This window comes from Bacillus gaemokensis (genome assembly GCF_001590835.1).
Lineage (GTDB): Bacteria > Bacillota > Bacilli > Bacillales > Bacillaceae_G > Bacillus_A > Bacillus_A gaemokensis.
In genome coordinates, this window is record NZ_LTAQ01000001.1 from 699,792 (window position 1) to 717,144 (window position 17,353).

The following is a 17,353-nucleotide window of genomic DNA, read 5'->3' on the forward strand; positions in this document are numbered from 1 at the left end:
ATTATCCATCAYYGGCATTATATTTGGTRGTTGGTTGTTATCCATCACCGGCATTATATTTGGTGGTTGGTTGTTATCCATCACCGGCATTATATTYGGTGGTTGGTTGTTATCCATCATTGGCATTATATTCGGCATCTTAATGTCTGGTGGTAGCACTTGCGGTATGACAAAATTTTCTTTCTGTACTTGCGGCGATACTATATTTCCTACATTTTCTTTCTGTACTTGCGGCGATACTATATTTCCTACATTTTCTTTCTGTACTTGCGGTGATACTATATTTCCTACATTTTCTTTTTGTACTTGCGGTGATACTATATTTCCCACATTTTCTTTTTGTACTTGCGGTGATACTATATTTCCTACATTTTCTTTTTGTACTTGCGGTGATACTATATTTCCTACATTTTCTTTTTGCACCTGAGGTGACACTATATTATTTGCATTTTCTTTTTTCGTTTGTGGTGCAATTATATTATTGGGTTTCATTTTATTAATTTGCGGTGCAATTAACTCGCTCCCTTTTTTCAGTACATCCGAAATTTTATAATCTTTTGCAGGTTTAATTGGCGGCTGCGGTGGCTGTGGTAATATATTTACCGAAAACTTCGTATTTTCTTTTGTTGCAGGTTTTTCTACCTTCTCAACAACTGATGGCTTTTGTACAGGTTTTTCAACAACAGCTGGTTTTTCAACAACAGGTGGCTTTTGTACAGGTTTTTCCTTTTGAATCGGTTTTTCTTTTTGCACAGGTGCTTCTTTCTGAATCGGTTTTTCTTTTTGCACAGGTGCTTCTTTCTGAATCGGTTTTTCTTTTTGCACAGGTRCTTCTTTCTGAATCGGTTTTTCTTTTTGCGGCTTTACCTGCACTTCTTTTTGTGTTTGTTGCATTGCTGGTTGCTGTGTAATTGGTGCAGATTGATACGTAGCTTCTTCTTCATCTTCTATTGCAAGCGGCGTAGGTGTCGCTGCAAATTCTTTTTGTTGTACTTCTTTTACATATTCTTTCGGAGGGGCTGAGCCAGCACCCATATTTTTTTTCACATTAACACTGCTTGATGGTACTTTAATTTTCATGCCTGGCATAATGAGATCTGGGTTACTAAGTTGCGTATTCGACTTTTTCAACGTCTCAAAATCCACTCCGTACTTTTTCGCAATTTTCCAAAGGGTATCCCCTTTTTGCACGATATGAATTTTCAAATTTTCCCCCTCCTGTATAACTTATCTATAAATAAAAAACACTTTGAAATAAAGCTTTCTGTAACGATTAAACTTGATCAACCACTCTTTCCCAACCATTTCCCCTAATATTCCTTGAATCCCCTCTGCTTCTTTAAGCAAGGTAAGGCAAACCCATTCTTCTATAATTAATCATGTAAACTCTGACTGTTCGAAAATAAACATACGAAAAAGTGCACTGATTTCCTCAACACAATGTATGCTTATTCCTCCCTAATTATGTACACGAAAAAAAGCGACGAGAATCTGTCGCTTTTTTTTCGCTACTTGCGGAAAATACTACCCTCACCTCGAAATTCATTCAAGGTGTGAAAGTTAGATAAGGGGTAAACTTCCTGCAAAATCCCCGTTGGTGAGGCATAACAATCAGTAGGAGATTAAAGTTTCACTTTATACCCGCTCTAACATACGGTTTAACGCGAGAACCGCTTCTTTTGTTACTTGTTTATCCACTTGGATGACATTGATTTGTTCTCCGCGCTCTATGGTTTCTAATGCCCAAAGCAAGTGTGGTAAATCAATACGGTTCATCGTTAAACAAGGACACATAAAAGGATTAAGTGAAATAATTTCTTTATCAGGATGTTGATGAATAATTCGATTTACTAAGTTCATTTCCGTACCAATTGCCCATTTACTTCCAGATGGTGCCTTTTCAATCATATCGATAATATACTTTGTAGAACCTGCATAATCTGAAGCTTCTACAACTTCATAACAACATTCTGGATGAACAATAATATTCATATCAGGATAATTTTTTCGTACACTCTCAATATTTTTCACAGTGAAATTTTGATGAACCGAACAATGCCCTTTCCATAAAATCACTTGTATCTCTTCCATATCTCCATCATATTCTAATGAATCTGTATGTGGATCCCAAACCGCCATTTTATCTAATGGAATACCTAAGTCATAGGCTATATTTCTTCCTAAATGTTGATCTGGTAAAAAGACTAAACGCTCTTTCTGCGTAAATGCCCATGACACCATTTTTTTCGCATTTGAAGACGTTACTGTAGCACCGCCATTCCGGCCACAAAACGCTTTAATCGCCGCAGTAGAATTCACATATGTCAATGGAATCATCGTATCACCAAACAACTTAGTCAGTTCCTTCCAAGCTCGTTCTGTTTGTTCGATATCTGCCATATCAGCCATAGAACATCCAGCGCGCATATCTGGTAAAATAACAACTTGTTCATCTGTCGTTAACATATCCGCCGTTTCTGCCATAAAATGTACACCGCAAAATACAATATATTTCGCATCCTTATTACTCGCTGCAACTTGCGCGAGTTGTAAGGAATCTCCCGCTGCATCTGAAAATTGAACAACTTCATCTTTTTGATAATGATGCCCAGGTATAAATAACGCTTCCCCTAATTTCTCTTTAATTTCTCGAACACGCTCTTCCATTTCTTGTACAGACATCGTTTGATACCGCTCTGGTAACATCGTTTCGATTGGCTGAACTTTCTCTAAAATACCCATCAGTAATCTCCCCTCTAACCGTCTCTCTTCTTAAGCCTCAATATTAAAACTTATATCTAATGCTTTCACTGAATGTGTTAATAATCCAAGTGAAATGTAATCTACCCCTGTTCCGCCATACTTTGATAAATCTTCAATTATGATACCGCCTGATGCTTCTGTAACAATCGCACTTGGAACGATTTTAGAAAACTCACGAATTTCTTCCGGTGTACGGTTATCAAACATAATAATGTCTGCACCTGCTGATACAGCTTCCCGCACTTGCTCTTCCGTCTCTGTTTCTACTTCCACTTTCACCATATGTCCAAGCTTTGCTTTCACTGATGTAACTGCTTTTGTAATAGACCCTGCAAAAGCAATATGATTATCTTTAATCATTACACCGTCGTATAATCCAAATCGATGATTATATCCTCCTCCGCATACAACCGCATATTTATCAAATATACGTAGCCCTGGCATTGTTTTTCTTGTATCACAAATGCGCGTGTGATCACTTTCTAGTGCACGAACCGCTCTTTGTGTCATTGTCGCCACACCACTCATGCGTTGAATCACATTTAATATAACGCGCTCTGCTGTTAATAAAGAGGCAATCGGCCCTTGTGCAGTCGCTAAAATTTCACCCTTTTCTACGAAATCTCTATCTTTTTTATGAAATGTCACTTGAATTCTGTCATCTATCAATCGAAATCCTTGTTCAATTACTGCGGTACCTGCGAATACACCTGTATCCTTCACAAGAAATGTTCCTTTTGCCTGTAAATTATCAGGAAAAATAAACTGAGACGTTACATCTCTTTCCCCAATATCTTCTAAAAAAAATCGATTTAATGCTTCTCTTACCTTTAGCGTATTCATAAAACCTCTCTTTCCCCTCGTTACACAAGTTGTGGTTTTCTTTTTGTAAGAATCATTTCTTTCGTTACATTATTTCCCTCTGGATAATCACTACGATAATGACCACCTATGCTCTCTTTTCTTTGTAAAGCAGCCTCTGTAATGAGGTCACAAACTGTTAGCATATTTATAATGGTTACCTCTTCATTTGTCAGAGCATCGTATTGTAATTGCCTATTTTGAACACCATACTGCTGAAACCATTTCTTTGCATACAATAAACTCTTTTCTGTCCGCACAATTCCAACGTACTTCATCATATATTCTTGTATTTCCTGTTTTGTTGGTAACTGAGGAATTGCGAAGCTCTCATGAAGTCCTTCGCTACTATTTATCTTTTTTTCCACCGGATGAGTTAAAATATGTGCCCCAATTCTTCTCCCGAACACAAGCCCTTCTAGCAATGAATTACTCGCTAATCGGTTCGCACCATGAACACCGTTGCAAGCTACTTCACCCACCGCATATAAATGGGAAATTGACGTTTCCCCATCACAATTTGTTTGAATACCGCCCATATGAAAATGAGCACCGGGTACAACCGGAATTCTATTTCGTTTTACATCTACACCATTTTTTCTACATAAAGCTGATACAGTAGGAAAACGCTCTTCAAAGTTTTGAATAGAAGAAATATCTAAATATACCTTTCCTCCAAGAAGAAACTGTTCATGAATGGCACGCGCTACAACATCACGCGGTGCAAGGTCGCGCTGCGGATGTACATCCATCATAAAACGCTCTCCTTTTTCATTTACAAGAATAGCTCCTTCGCCGCGTACCGCTTCGGAAACAAGACCACAACAACGGCCCTTCACATATAGCATTGTTGGATGAAATTGCATGAATTCTAAATCAACAAGCTCTCCCCCAGCTCGGTATACAATCGCTAGCCCATCACCTGTAATCGTTTCATCGTTAGAGGTGAAAGTGTATACACCACCGGTTCCGCCTGTAGCTAACACAGTATGTTCAGCATAATAACGCTGCAAGTTCCCTTCACTATCACGAGTCAAAACACCACTACATTTGTTATTTTCTATCATTAAATCGAGCACCATTTCTTGCTCCACTACTGTAACGTATGGAATAACTTCTTTCATAAGATGCTCTAATAATTTTCTCCCTGTTGCATCTCCTCCTGCATGTAAAATGCGTCGTTTTCGATGCGCACCTTCTTTACCAAGATGAGGTCCTTTTTCATCCCCATCAAAATTCATACCATTTGCAATGAGCTTACGAATCTCTCTCGGTCCTTCTTCAACTAAATAGCGAACCGCTTCTTTGTTGTTATAATTACAACCTGCCACTAACGTATCCTCATAATGATCATTCGCATTGTCATATGTAGAAACAGCTGCCGCAATTCCACCCTGCGCTAAATGCGTATTGTTATTCCGTCGTGTTTTCTTTGTGATAATCATCACATTCTTTTCGTGACAAATCTCTTTCGCAACACTAAGTGCTGCAACACCACTTCCGATAATTAAGACATCTGCACTTGGCATGATCATTGCCTCCTAGTTTACACTTTTCAACTGTCTTGACACCTATATTTACATAGATTTAAAATAATGACAAGAGTTTTTTTAAAAGTCATATTCTCATTATGAATTTTAGAGAAATTCTCATACTACTTTAAAATAAAAAACGACTGTAACTCTACTACAGAGAGGACTATGCGTTATGATATATCTTGACTATGCAGCAACAACACCAATGAGCAAAGAAGCAATTGAAACATATACAAAGGCAGCAGAAAATTACTTCGGTAACGAACAAAGCCTACATGATATCGGAGGAACAGCTTCATCTTTATTACAAGTTTGCAGGGAATCATTCGCACAAATGATTGGCGGAAAAGAACAAGGCGTATTTTTTACAAGCGGTGGCTCAGAATCTAATTATCTTGCAATCCAGTCGCTCTTAAACACGAAGAGTGGTAAGCACATCCTTACTACACCGATGGAACATGCATCCATTCGTAGTTATTTTCAATCCTTACAAAAACAAGGATATACAATTACTGAAATTCCCGTTGATGCTTATGGACTCATTAATTTAGAGGCTTTAGAGACCGCTATTACAGACGATACCGTTTTAGCAAGCATTCAGCATGGAAATTCTGAAATTGGAACTGTCCAACCAATCTCAAAAATTGGGTCACTCCTAAAAAAACACCATATTTTATTTCATACCGATTGTGTACAAACATTTGGCAAGCTTCCAATTGATGTTATAGCGATGCAAATTGATAGCCTTTCTATTTCCGCACATAAAATCTATGGTCCAAAAGGTGTAGGGGCTTGCTATATAAACCCACAAATTCGCTGGGGGCAAGTATTCCCAGGAACATCTCATGAAAAAGGATTTCGCCCTGGTACAGTTAACGTTCCTGGCATCGCTTCTTTTCTGACAGCAGCGGAGCATATATTAGATGATTGTGAAGAAGAAACAGCTCGTTTTGAGCAATTAAGATCCTATTTTTTAGAACAATTACAGGCGCTTCCGTTTGAAATTCAAGTGGAAGGACATTCTACTGCTTGTTTACCGCACATTATTGGGGTTACAATAAAAAGAATAGAAGGTCAGTACACGATGTTAGAATGCAACCGTCATGGCATCGCGATTTCAACAGGAAGCGCTTGTCAAGTTGGCAAACAAGAACCTTCAAAAACAATGCTTGCAATTGGAAAAACGTATGAAGAGGCAAAACAATACGTCCGCTTTTCATTTGGACGTCATACAACGAAGGAACAGATTGATACAACCATTCATGCACTACACACAATTGGAAATCAATTTTATAGAGGTGTTAAATTATAATGAAACAAAATGATCAAAAAAAGATTTTAGGTGAAGAAAGAAGACAGCTCATCCTGCAATGGCTCCTTGCCGCTAATGAACCGTTATCCGGGAGTGAACTATCTAAGAAAACAAATGTCAGTAGACAGGTCATTGTGCAAGATATCTCCTTACTGAAAGCACGTAATGAACCAATCATTGCAACTGCACAAGGATACTTATATTTAAAACCACAGACAAAGCAACAGGCTTTTGAACGTGTCATCGTCTGTCAGCATAAGCCCAAAGAAGTTCGCCAAGAGCTAACAATGCTTGTCGATCACGGCGTTACGATTAAAGATGTGAAAGTAGAACATCCTGTATATGGCGATTTAACAGCTTCCATTATGGTAAGTAACCGTTTTGATGTCGAACAATATTTACAAAAAATTGAAGATACAAATGCTTCCTATCTATCTCAATTAACCGATGGGATTCACCTACATACAATCGAAGCAGATTCCAAAGAGAAATTAAATGCCGCTTGTGATGCACTAGATCGAGCTGGATTTCTTGTTTATTAATATAAAGCACAGAGAGTTCGATTCCTCTCTGTGCTTTTATTTGTAAAATGATATAATATTGAAATCAATTGGTAAAGGAGAAATGATATGGGAATTGAGCTCGTTCACTTCAGCACCGGCAAACCGAAACAAATGCAATACGGCGAAGACAAAGAAATGACAACAGGAATCTGTAAAGAACTTACGGAAGAAGCCTTTCTATCCAAAGATGGCTTTCGTGGTGATGATGTAGCTGACTTAAGATATCACGGTGGACCTGACCGTGCCGTCTGTGTCTATCCACATGAACATTACGCACTATGGGAACAAGAATTTCAAACAACGCTCCCTTCTTCTACATTCGGCGAAAATATTACCGTTACCAATATGTTAGAGCGTGATGTTTTTATCGGTGATACATATCAATTAGGCGAAGCGATCATTCAGGTTACACAAGCTAGGGTACCATGTAGCACCATTTCAAAACGCCTTGGTATTCCTGGCATTTTACCACGCATTGTGGCAACTGGATATACTGGCTATTTATGCCGCGTTCTTCAAGAAGGAATTGTGCGTAAAGATTCACCAATGAAACTACTAGAGCGTCATCCAAATGAAGTTTCTGTTCTATTTTCTAACGAAATATATTTTCATAGACGGAAAGATAAAGAAGGTATCGAAAAGGTTCTTGCTGTTCCAGAACTAGCAGAAGTTTGGCGTGAACAATTAACAGACCGTTTAGCGAAATTAAAATAAAACTCCATGCTTATAACTAGTTATTAGGTTAAAATACATTTCAGATAAAAAGGTGTTTTCTAGATATGAAAACACCTTTTTTGACATAAATTCTGCGAATAACATGCAATAAATCTAATCAACTTACTTTGCTTCAATAGAATAAATTCCTTGCTCTGCACCAAATCTTTGATATGTTTGCACTAGTTCCATATGTAACCTTTTCAACAAGTTAAGGGACGGAATATTAGCCATTTGAGTTACCGCAATTACCTTTGGTAGTTTTAATTCATTAAAAGCATAATTTATCATTTCTTGTACTGCCTCAGTTGCATATCCCGCTCCCACCACTCAGGAAGAAACTGATAAGACACTTCAATATCTTTCCCAATATGATGAGGATCAAGGGATACTACACCCATAAACGCTTTTGTTTGCCTTTCTCTAACGATCCAGTACCAGCAGTTTTCATTTGGATTCAACATACCATTTAAAACCTCTCTAATTGTTTCTTCTTTACGAGGGCCTCCAAGATATTTTCTTACTTCTTTATTTACGTATAGTTCTTTTATATTTTTGTAATCTGACTCATGAATCTTATCCAGCAAACAACGTTTCGTTTCAATCAAATTATCACTCCATTTTACCTTACAACCAATAAAACGAATAGCTCCCCAGCACCGTAACAGAAAACCCAAGTGCCTCTAGCTCCATCGTCACTCCTGGCAATAATACGTCATCATACGCCTTATCAACATCAATTAAGAAGAAGTAATTGCCAAGACCTGTTTTCATTGGACGGGATTCGATTTTGGATAAATTTAATTTTCTCCATGCAAAAGCCGATAATACTTGATAGAGTGCCCCTGCATAATCAGCAGGTAACGTTATCATAAGCGTCGTTTTCTCTCCGCGATTCTCTCCGTTTTTCGGCAGCAATGCTCGCTGCTTTTTATGTAACACGAGGAAACGTGTATGATTGTTTTTATGCGTATGAATATTGCGCTGCACAATTGCTAAATCATATTTCTCTGCTGCTGCTTCATTAGCAATTGCTGCAATCTTTTCTTCTGGGTGTTCCTTGATGTACTGCGCCGCGGCACTTGTCGATGTCATATCACGGACCGTTACACCTTTTAATTCCTCATTTAAAAACTTATGGCACTGCGCAATCGCATGTGGATGAGAATGCACTGCATATACTTCTTTCCAAACTTCTTTGTAATCCTGATGAACAAGCAAGTGTTGCTGAATAGGCACTGTAATTTCACCTACAATGAAAAGCGGCTGTTCATGTACAAGATAATCAACTGTAATATTCACTGAACCTTCAATCGCATTTTCAAGTGGTACAACAGCAAAATCCACACTTTCATTTGCTGCCGCATCCATACAGTCAGGAATCGTACGATATGGTACATGTTCTGCTTCCGGAAAAAAACGACTCACCGCCATATTTGTAAATGTTGCTTCTGGTCCTAAATATCCAACTCGAATCATCGTCTTTCCCCTCTTTTTCGTTTTCTTACTGTTATATCATGAATATTTATATTTTTCTATGTGAATTTCGAATATTTTAAAAAGACTAGCATTTGCTAGTCTATATATGTTTCATATATTCTTTTTGGGCGAAGAAGAAATAAATGGCTGTTGCAACGCAATAAATACCTATGATTTTTATACATGTAACCCACACATTCATATCCATTAAATTACTTAATACATAGAAGGCAAATATACTATGTATGATACCAACAACAAAAGGAATTAAAAATAAACTCCCCATTTGCCAACGGACAATTCGGGTTATTTCTCTTTTTTCTATTCCTATTTTCATTAAAGAGCGATATTCTTTACGATCCTGTTCAATATCTAAAAACCATTTAAAATATGTTATACCACAAGTTGCTAGGAAAAAGAGAACACTAATAAATGACCCGATAAATAATACTAATGCTCCCCTTCTCTGAATTGCGTATATACAACAATCTTATTTCTCGTCGAAGAATAATAATTTGGTGACACCTTTTTTATCACTTCTAGTCCCATTTTTTCTGCTCCTGCCAATCCGGAATCTTATAACCGTAATATACATACTTTTCATGATCAGGAATAGCAGACTTTCATTGTTTAAACTGTTCATCACGTACGACTAATAAATAGTCATGATGCCCATCTGCATCACTATTAAACACATTTTTCACTTTCGATTCACGTAATTTAATCTGATATGGCACTCCTTGAACTTGAAATTCAAATATTTCCTTGTCATACACATTTAAGTCATCAAAAAGCCTTGGATTTATAAATGTTCCATAGCCTTCTTTATTACTCAAAATACTTTTTCCTTGCTTCTTTGCTTCCTTGTTATAATCTTCCTGTGACATAACCGTGACTGGAAATAAGCGTCCATCATTTGTTGTAAAAAATTCCCCTGGCAATCCAATAAACTATACTTTTTCTACCGTTTCATAACCATATTTTTTAAACAACGCTGAGAGCTCCTCAGAAGAAATTACTTCATGAGACCCTATCCCTTTTTCTGTATAGGAAAATTCATGAGGAAACGCAAACATCGTGCTTTTTGGAAGATCGGAAGAGTATGCATATACCGTTCCAGTTGCTGTAATAACTGTTGCTATCAAAATAGAACTAGAAAATAAAAACTTGGCATGATCTTTCAATTTATGTTCAAGGCTACGAAGTACAAATAGATTTGGATATTTATAATTACATTTTTTCGTTTTTGTATCCCTTTTAAAAACACAACACTTCCTTGTGTAAATAAAAAATAAGTTCCCACAATTACAGTGATCATAAGTGGATAAAAATATAGAAATAAATTCCCAAGGGTTACTTTTATCGCCAATGTGTATCCACATAGAAGAAAAAGAATCCCTAAACCAAATCGCCATTTCCCTATTTTAAAGACAGTATGCCCTTTTCGCTTGTCCAATAATAAATCAATAATGTTTAATTTCCAGATATTTCATAAACTAAATAGTGCTAACGAGAAAAAACACATGAATAGACAACAGCTGTAATCAAAATTGGTTTTGTTTGAAAGATAAAACCAATCGCATTCTCTAAATTTAATAATACACTCAATACCATTAGAAATAAGTGTGAAAATAACATTCCAATTCCAATCTTAATACACGTTGATAAAAAATCAACTATAGTCTGTTCAAGTAATAACAACATTGAAATTCTAGTATTTGTAGCCCCCATTAATTTAAGTAGTCCTAATTCTTTCTTTCTCGCGTCGCGAAAAATAGAATTAGAACTTAGCATAAAGAGTGCGGAAAACATAACAATAAGATAACTACAACCTCGTAAGCCTAATCGAATTCCAGTATGTACATTGCTATATACAACTTCTGGATGATAAACAAAAGATGTATACATATAAAAAACGGCTACAGAAAATGAGCTACTTAATAAAAATGCTTTATAGCTCCGCCAGTTTCCTCTTACATTTTGAATAGCTAGCTGATACAAATTCAAAACTCCACCCCCTGTAACCTGTTACACACGTAAAAAGCTAGAGGTTTCCCTAGCTTTTTACGTGTTTTAAATATCCTCTTTGCGCAACCATAAAGTAAATTGCCGAAGCTAAAATATATGCCCCCATGACAATCGTGCCTGATTTCCATAAATCTAAATAAAGCATTTTCCCTAATGTATGAAGAGCAAATTCACTATGCACAGTACCAACTAAGATTGGGATAAAGAAGATCACTCCCATCTGACAAATCGCAATTTTACGAATTTCTTTATCTGTCATACCAATACGTTTTAATGATTTAAATTGAATACGATCCTGTTCTTTATCGTTAAACCATTTAAAGTATGTCATATTGCAAGCAAAGAAGAAAAACAGTACCGCTACAAAGAAACCGATGAACACTGTAATTGCACCTTGTTCCCTTATCGCTTTATAAGTAAGGACAGAATTTTTAAATTCCCCTTGTTTGTCTTGAGGAATTTCTTTTTTCAAGTCTACTACAAGATTCTCTGTTCCTTTCCAGTCTTCAATATAATATCCGTAATATTTCGTCTTTTCATTGTCTGATACAGTCTCTGCATATTTCGCAAAATCTTGATCATTTACGATAAGATATCCTTCATCATTAAAAACAGAATATGAAGTCGGTTCGTTTAACTTAATAGACTGTTTTTGCCCATTCAACGTAAACTCATATGGCTTCGTACGATCTAACTTCATAAAATCATTCATCATGTTAATTAAAACCATCGTTGCGCTTCCTGGTTCATTGTGCACCTCAGATTTTTTCTGCTTGCGTACTTCTGCATTGTATTCTTTTTCTGAAACAATACCTAAAGGTACCTCATGCTCACCATTCAACCACTCTTGTTTTTGTGTGGCTGGAAGTGTTACATATGTTACCTTTCGTGCATCTTCAAATCCATGATTTTTCAATGCTATTTGTATTTTATCTTCGCTAATTACTTCATGTGTATTAAGGCCTTTTTCCACATATGAAATAGCGTGTGGAGTAAGAGTTACCGTTTTATAGCTCATATTTTCAAAGAATACATATAGCGTACCAATAGCTGAAGAAACAATCGCTGTAATAATCGATATAACAAAGAGAAAACGAGCATTATCTTTCATTTTATAAATAAGATTACTAAGAACGAACATATTTGGATATGTATAAAATGATGTTTTTCTTTTTTGCAATGCTTTTAATACGACAGTGCTACCTTGTGTAAATAGTAAGTATGTCCCCCCAATTGTTAATCCCACGATCGGTAAGAAATACATAACAAAATTCATAAGTGTAACCTGAAAACAAAGAACATACGCCACAATGATGCATAATACTCCTGCGACACATAACCATGTAAATGCAAAAGGCTCTACTTTTTGCTTTCTCGCCTCTCTTAATAAATCAATAATTTGTAAACGAATACATATCCATTTTGATTTTCCAACATATAGGTCACGGCTATGAAAATAAAAAGGAATCTCCACTCATTTTCTCCTTTTGTTTTCACGTGGCATGGGGCTAAAAAAGGAACTGACCGCTTCTATGCTCGGTCGGATGCTCTCTCTCACCTAAAGATTAGGTTTTATGTCGGTTTTTCAATCTGTATTTCTGTAGTTCTATTTCCACTCCTTCCTCCATTATAAAAAAGACTGCCGTATTTTGGCAGTCTTAATCGATAAATTCGAATTGATATTCAAGAATTTTTACAATGTCACCATCTTCTGCACCACGTGCACGAAGGGCTTCATCAATACCCATTCCACGCATTTGACGAGCAAAACGACGTACAGATTCATCACGTGAGAAGTCTGTCATCTTGAATGTTTTCTCAATATCATAACCAGAGATAACAAACGTGCCATCGCTTTCGCGTGTAATTTCAAATTTAGATCCTTCAGACTCAAATTTGTACATTACACTTGCTTCAGATTCATCTATAACATCATGTACTGGGAATTCTGGTGTTGTTTCTACTAAATTCGCTACTTCAAATAGTAAATCACGAACACCTTGTTTTGTTACTGCAGAAATTGGGAAGATTTGTACTTCGTCGCCCACTTTCTCTTTAAATGCTTGTAAGTTTTCTTCTGCATCTGGCATATCCATTTTGTTCGCAACAACAACTTGTGGACGCTCTGTTAAACGCAGATTATATTCTTTTAGTTCAGAATTGATCGTTACATAATCCTCATAAGGATCACGGCCTTCTAAACTAGACATATCAATTACATGCACGATAACACGTGTACGTTCAATATGACGTAAGAATTGGTGTCCAAGTCCAACACCAGCATGTGCTCCTTCAATTAGTCCAGGAAGGTCAGCCATAACGAAACTACGGTTATCACCTGTTTCAACAACACCAAGGTTTGGAACGATTGTTGTAAAGTGATATTCAGCAATTTTCGGACGTGCTGATGATACAACAGATAATAATGTTGATTTACCCACGCTTGGGAATCCAACAAGTCCAACATCAGCTAATACTTTTAATTCTAAGATTACATCACGTTCTTGACCTGGCTCCCCGTTCTCAGCGATTTCCGGCGCTGGGTTCGTTGGCGTTGCAAAACGTGAGTTACCACGACCACCACGGCCACCCCTTGCGATAACTGCTGATTGCTCATGCGTTACTAAATCCGCAAGAATTTGGCCAGTTGCTTCATCTTTTACAACTGTTCCCGGTGGAACCTTTACAATTAAATCCTCAGATTTACGGCCATGTTGACCTTTGCTCATTCCGTGTTGACCACGATCAGCTTTGAAATGACGTTGATAGCGGAAATCCATTAATGTACGTAAGCCTTCGTCTACAACGAAAACAACATCTGCACCTTTTCCTCCATCGCCACCTGCTGGGCCACCTTTTGGAACATACTTCTCACGACGGTACGCAACCATTCCGTTTCCACCGTCGCCGCCTTTTACATATATCTTGACCTGATCTACAAACATTATTTCACCACACTTTTTTCGATTGGTTGTAATATAACCGAGACCTCTTCATCTCGTACTGTATAAGAAATGGAATACCATTTATTACTTTGGTTTGTAAGCCACGTTTGTAGTTCTTCTACATCCGTTAGCTTGCCACGAAAATCAAAAAAGAAACGAGCATTCTCCGCGTCACATTCGATTGTGATACAAACATAATTTTCAACATAAACGTCTAAACTATGCTGAAGTATTGAGAAAAATTGATTCGTCCATGTACAAACTGTCTCATCGAAACGAGAAAAGTTATGTATTTTCCCTAACACTTCGTACTCCAATAAGCACGGCTGCTGTTTCCAATTATATGTTAAAATCCATTCTGAAAACAAAGGCATCGATAGCCCCATCAGATTGGATTCTTGTCTCGCTTCTTGGACAAAACGATCGATGAGCCCATGAATCTCTTCCACTCTTCCGAGCGAAAGATTTCCTTTAATCATTTGCATACGATTGAGCCAGTCATGCCTCGAATGACGCATCGCATCCATAATTGTCCATTTTTTGTCCATCCAGATACCCCTTAATATAGAAAAACTCTAACCTGCACTCAGGTTAGAGTTTTCCGTGAGTTTCTTATGCTTCTTGAGCAACAGGATATACGCTCACTTGTTTGCGGTCACGGCCAAGACGCTCGAAGCGTACTACGCCGTCAACTTTCGCGTATAAAGTGTCATCGCCACCACGACCAACGTTAACACCTGGATAAATTTTTGTACCGCGTTGACGGTAAAGAATTGAACCACCTGAAACCGTTTGACCATCTGCGCGTTTAGCACCAAGACGTTTTGACTGAGAGTCACGACCGTTCTTTGTACTACCTACACCTTTCTTAGATGCGAAAAACTGAAGATCTAATCTTAACATACGTTACACCTCCTGCATTTTTTCTATTAAACGGATATACTTTCCGTAATCAAGTTCAATCGTCTTTAGCGAAACAACCAATCCTTCTAAAAGTGTTTGTGCTTTTTCTGCTGTATGAGCGTCTAAATCATTAGGCAATTCATACGTTAAGAATCCGCCATCACTTCCGAGTTCAATAGTTGCTTGCACATTACAAAGTACTTCCACTGCATTTATAGATCCAAACACAACCGCAGTTGTTCCAGCACAGACAAGATCTTGTCCATGTGGCGCATAATCGGCATGTCCAGTCATTTTAAATGATTGGATACTTCCTAATTTCGTGCGACTTATCGTAATTTTAATCATCTTAACCAGAATTAAGCGTTGATTGCTTCAATCACTAGCTTAGTGTAAGGTTGACGATGACCTTGTTTCTTACGATTGTTCTTTTTCGCTTTGTATTTGAAAACGATGATTTTCTTAGCGCGACCTTGTTTTTCAACTTTCGCAGTAACTGTTGCACCTTCTACAACTGGGCTACCAACTTTCACGTTTTCGCCACCAACGAAAAGAACTTTGTCAAAAGTAACAGTTTCACCAGCTTCAGCATCTAATTTTTCAATGTAGATTTCTTGACCAGCTTCAACTTTAATTTGTTTTCCACCTGTTTCGATAATTGCGTACATACTTGCACCTCCTCATAATTACTAAGACTCGCCAAAACGAGGTAGACATAGAATGTCTTTTGAGAACCTGTCTTGCGCGGTTGTAGCATATAGCAGTTTAGGTGCTATAAACTATAACATAAAGATGTTATCACGAAACATAGATTATTGTCAATAAATGTTCTGCTAACTATTTTTTATGTTGCATCATTTCTTGCTTCGTTCCGAACCGAACAATCTTATATTTCTCCGCATCTTCCTCTGTGAAATAAATCTGAAGCGATATATTTTTTTGTAATTCTTTTTGTAAAAATATTTTTTGTACTTCTTTAGGCGTTGCAATTAAAACCGCTTCATCCTCTACGCTGCTATATGTAATTAATTCTCTCTCTAGCTCATATGCGATGGATTCATGAGACACTTTGTATCCTGTAGCTCTGCAAGTTGAACAATCTTCTAATAGTACATCACGTAATGAATGCTTTTTTCGTTTACGTGTCATTTCTAAAATACCTAGTTCTGTAAATCCAAGTACCCGCGTGTAGGTAGGATCTCCTTGCAAGGCTGTTATTAATATTTCTCTTATTTTTTCTTTATCCTCATGTTTTTTCATATTAATGAAGTCAATTAATATCATACCGCCAATATCACGCAGTCTTAATTGGCGAGCAATTTCTGCGGCAGCCTCTTCATTTGTACGCAGTACTGTATCTTGTAAATTCTGTTTCCCTGTAAATTTGCCGGTATTTACATCAATTACCGTCATCGTTTCCATTTGCTCGATAATTAAATAAGAACCATTCGGAAGCCATACTATTTTTTGCAACGCTTTTTCGATTTCCCGTTCCACACCATAGTGACTGAATAGAGAAGTTTTTTCATTGTAAAATAAAACTTTTTCTTTTCCTACTTTATCTTGCAATTCCGGTACAATGCTCCGTGTATCTACAATGATTTTTTCAATTGATTCAATCGGATTTTCTTTGAATACACGATCTAAAAAAGTTGCTGGTCGATGTAGTAGTAACGGAGCTTTTCCTTGCCTCTCTTTTCTTTTTAACTCTTCAAATAGCTCTTGAAAATCTTGCATTTCAACTTGCACTTCATCGATGGTTCCTTTTTCAGATGCTGAACGAAAAATATATCCACCAGTTCCTTCTACTTGGATTTCAAGTAATTGTTGCTTTCTCTTATAATTTTTTATTTTCCGGGAAACTGCGCGCATTTCGTCATACGGCATATAAACGACATATTTCCCGGTAAATTCTATATTAGCCGTTAGCTTGGGACCTTTTGTATCAATTGCTTCTTTCACTACTTGTACAAGCAAGGCCTGTCCTTCATGCACTCGATATGATGAAGGAACATCATCGTAAGAAAGGTACGCATGCTTTTCTAAACCGATATTGACAAAAGCCGCATTCATGCCAGCGATCGTGCGTACGACACGACCTACATAAATATGCCCCACAATTTCTTGCTCTTGATTTCTTTGCCATAAAAGTTCAACAATTTCTCGTTCTTCTTCTACAGCAACTCTTTTTTCCGAACCTGTATAGTTGATGTATAACGTCTTCAAAATACCTTCCTCGCTTTTTCTTTT

18 protein-coding genes, 2 pseudogenes and 1 other annotated feature are annotated in these 17,353 nt (G+C 37.2%); of the genes and pseudogenes, 3 read left to right on the forward strand and 17 right to left on the reverse strand.

The window, feature by feature from the left end; translation table 11 throughout:
* The 4 genes from safA to nadB all read right to left on the reverse strand — a co-directional run.
* Window positions 1–1,206: SafA/ExsA family spore coat assembly protein (gene safA / locus AZF08_RS03765; protein WP_153019482.1), on the reverse strand; the 1,206-nt coding region annotated here is incomplete at its 3' end.
* Window positions 1,207–1,635: 429 nt separating this feature from the next.
* Window positions 1,636–2,742, reverse strand: a complete 1,107-nt coding sequence (gene nadA, locus AZF08_RS03770) for a quinolinate synthase NadA (RefSeq protein ID WP_033672725.1) — start codon at window positions 2,740–2,742, stop codon at window positions 1,636–1,638.
* A gap of 30 nt (window positions 2,743–2,772) precedes the next feature.
* A complete protein-coding gene (nadC, locus tag AZF08_RS03775) occupies window positions 2,773–3,606 on the reverse strand; it encodes a carboxylating nicotinate-nucleotide diphosphorylase (protein WP_033672727.1) in 834 nt (277 codons plus the stop codon).
* A gap of 20 nt (window positions 3,607–3,626) precedes the next feature.
* Window positions 3,627–5,153, reverse strand: coding sequence for an L-aspartate oxidase (gene nadB, locus AZF08_RS03780; protein ID WP_033672728.1), 1,527 nt, complete (start codon window positions 5,151–5,153; stop codon window positions 3,627–3,629).
* A 178-nt stretch (window positions 5,154–5,331) separates the two neighbouring features.
* Between nadB and AZF08_RS03785 the strand changes: the two genes are divergently transcribed.
* From AZF08_RS03785 to AZF08_RS03795, 3 genes are all read left to right on the forward strand, one after another.
* On the forward strand, window positions 5,332–6,471 hold the full coding sequence (locus AZF08_RS03785; protein WP_033672729.1) for an IscS subfamily cysteine desulfurase: 1,140 nt from the start codon (window positions 5,332–5,334) through the stop codon (window positions 6,469–6,471).
* Window positions 6,471–7,013 (forward strand): transcription repressor NadR, encoded by a 543-nt coding sequence (locus AZF08_RS03790; protein WP_033672730.1) that lies wholly within the window; start codon window positions 6,471–6,473, stop codon window positions 7,011–7,013. Before AZF08_RS03785 ends, AZF08_RS03790 begins: the two co-directional genes overlap by 1 nt.
* An 87-nt stretch (window positions 7,014–7,100) precedes the next feature.
* On the forward strand, window positions 7,101–7,748 hold the full coding sequence (locus AZF08_RS03795) for an MOSC domain-containing protein (RefSeq protein WP_033672731.1): 648 nt from the start codon (window positions 7,101–7,103) through the stop codon (window positions 7,746–7,748).
* A gap of 123 nt (window positions 7,749–7,871) precedes the next feature.
* Here AZF08_RS03795 and AZF08_RS32090 read toward each other — a convergent pair.
* From AZF08_RS32090 to AZF08_RS03845, 13 genes and pseudogenes are all read right to left on the reverse strand, one after another.
* Window positions 7,872–8,425, reverse strand: a pseudogene (locus tag AZF08_RS32090) (GNAT family N-acetyltransferase).
* A complete protein-coding gene (gene pheA, locus AZF08_RS03805) occupies window positions 8,376–9,227 on the reverse strand; it encodes a prephenate dehydratase (protein WP_033672732.1) in 852 nt (283 codons plus the stop codon). The pseudogene AZF08_RS32090 and the gene pheA overlap by 50 nt, the downstream one beginning before the upstream one ends.
* A gap of 100 nt (window positions 9,228–9,327) precedes the next feature.
* Complete coding sequence (locus AZF08_RS31950; RefSeq protein WP_321141613.1) at window positions 9,328–9,708, reverse strand: FtsX-like permease family protein; 381 nt, start codon at window positions 9,706–9,708, stop codon at window positions 9,328–9,330.
* Between the two features lie 142 nt (window positions 9,709–9,850).
* A complete protein-coding gene (locus AZF08_RS31055; RefSeq protein WP_235604048.1) occupies window positions 9,851–10,063 on the reverse strand; it encodes a hypothetical protein in 213 nt (70 codons plus the stop codon).
* Between the two features lie 114 nt (window positions 10,064–10,177).
* Window positions 10,178–10,609, reverse strand: a complete 432-nt coding sequence (locus AZF08_RS31060) for a hypothetical protein (RefSeq protein WP_235190015.1) — start codon at window positions 10,607–10,609, stop codon at window positions 10,178–10,180.
* Between the two features lie 124 nt (window positions 10,610–10,733).
* A complete protein-coding gene (locus AZF08_RS31065; RefSeq protein ID WP_235190016.1) occupies window positions 10,734–11,234 on the reverse strand; it encodes an FtsX-like permease family protein in 501 nt (166 codons plus the stop codon).
* 49 nt (window positions 11,235–11,283) lie between these two features.
* A pseudogene (locus tag AZF08_RS03815) lies at window positions 11,284–12,681 on the reverse strand (ABC transporter permease); the annotation flags it as partial.
* Window positions 12,682–12,913: 232 nt separating this feature from the next.
* Window positions 12,914–14,200, reverse strand: coding sequence for a GTPase ObgE (gene obgE, locus AZF08_RS03820; RefSeq protein WP_033672733.1), 1,287 nt, complete (start codon window positions 14,198–14,200; stop codon window positions 12,914–12,916).
* Window positions 14,200–14,748, reverse strand: coding sequence for a sporulation initiation phosphotransferase B (locus AZF08_RS03825; RefSeq protein WP_033672734.1), 549 nt, complete (start codon window positions 14,746–14,748; stop codon window positions 14,200–14,202). The genes obgE and AZF08_RS03825 overlap by 1 nt, the downstream gene beginning before the upstream one ends.
* Window positions 14,749–14,812: 64 nt before the next feature.
* Complete coding sequence (gene rpmA / locus AZF08_RS03830) at window positions 14,813–15,103, reverse strand: 50S ribosomal protein L27 (RefSeq protein ID WP_000944957.1); 291 nt, start codon at window positions 15,101–15,103, stop codon at window positions 14,813–14,815.
* 3 nt (window positions 15,104–15,106) lie between these two features.
* Window positions 15,107–15,451 (reverse strand): ribosomal-processing cysteine protease Prp, encoded by a 345-nt coding sequence (locus AZF08_RS03835; protein ID WP_006096063.1) that lies wholly within the window; start codon window positions 15,449–15,451, stop codon window positions 15,107–15,109.
* 11 nt (window positions 15,452–15,462) lie between these two features.
* On the reverse strand, window positions 15,463–15,771 hold the full coding sequence (rplU, locus tag AZF08_RS03840; protein ID WP_003200848.1) for a 50S ribosomal protein L21: 309 nt from the start codon (window positions 15,769–15,771) through the stop codon (window positions 15,463–15,465).
* Between the two features lie 14 nt (window positions 15,772–15,785).
* Window positions 15,786–15,863 (reverse strand) — a sequence feature (ribosomal protein L21 leader region).
* 77 nt (window positions 15,864–15,940) lie between these two features.
* Window positions 15,941–17,329, reverse strand: a complete 1,389-nt coding sequence (locus AZF08_RS03845; protein WP_033672735.1) for an Rne/Rng family ribonuclease — start codon at window positions 17,327–17,329, stop codon at window positions 15,941–15,943.
* Window positions 17,330–17,353 lie beyond the last annotated feature (24 nt).

What these genes read in the sequence shown, in the direction of transcription:
- AZF08_RS31060 (WP_235190015.1), bottom strand. Translation starts at nt 10,609, where the DNA reads ATGTGGATACACATTGGCGATAAAAGTAACCCTTGGGAATTTATTTCT.
- nadB (WP_033672728.1), bottom strand. Translation starts at nt 5,153, where the DNA reads ATGCCAAGTGCAGATGTCTTAATTATCGGAAGTGGTGTTGCAGCACTT.
- AZF08_RS03785 (WP_033672729.1), top strand. Translation starts at nt 5,332, where the DNA reads ATGATATATCTTGACTATGCAGCAACAACACCAATGAGCAAAGAAGCA.
- rplU (WP_003200848.1), bottom strand. Translation starts at nt 15,771, where the DNA reads ATGTACGCAATTATCGAAACAGGTGGAAAACAAATTAAAGTTGAAGCT.
- AZF08_RS03825 (WP_033672734.1), bottom strand. Translation starts at nt 14,748, where the DNA reads ATGGACAAAAAATGGACAATTATGGATGCGATGCGTCATTCGAGGCAT.
- rpmA (WP_000944957.1), bottom strand. Translation starts at nt 15,103, where the DNA reads ATGTTAAGATTAGATCTTCAGTTTTTCGCATCTAAGAAAGGTGTAGGT.
- AZF08_RS03835 (WP_006096063.1), bottom strand. Translation starts at nt 15,451, where the DNA reads ATGATTAAAATTACGATAAGTCGCACGAAATTAGGAAGTATCCAATCA.
- AZF08_RS03795 (WP_033672731.1), top strand. Translation starts at nt 7,101, where the DNA reads ATGGGAATTGAGCTCGTTCACTTCAGCACCGGCAAACCGAAACAAATG.
- nadA (WP_033672725.1), bottom strand. Translation starts at nt 2,742, where the DNA reads ATGGGTATTTTAGAGAAAGTTCAGCCAATCGAAACGATGTTACCAGAG.
- AZF08_RS03790 (WP_033672730.1), top strand. Translation starts at nt 6,471, where the DNA reads ATGAAACAAAATGATCAAAAAAAGATTTTAGGTGAAGAAAGAAGACAG.
- obgE (WP_033672733.1), bottom strand. Translation starts at nt 14,200, where the DNA reads ATGTTTGTAGATCAGGTCAAGATATATGTAAAAGGCGGCGACGGTGGA.
- nadC (WP_033672727.1), bottom strand. Translation starts at nt 3,606, where the DNA reads ATGAATACGCTAAAGGTAAGAGAAGCATTAAATCGATTTTTTTTAGAA.
- pheA (WP_033672732.1), bottom strand. Translation starts at nt 9,227, where the DNA reads ATGATTCGAGTTGGATATTTAGGACCAGAAGCAACATTTACAAATATG.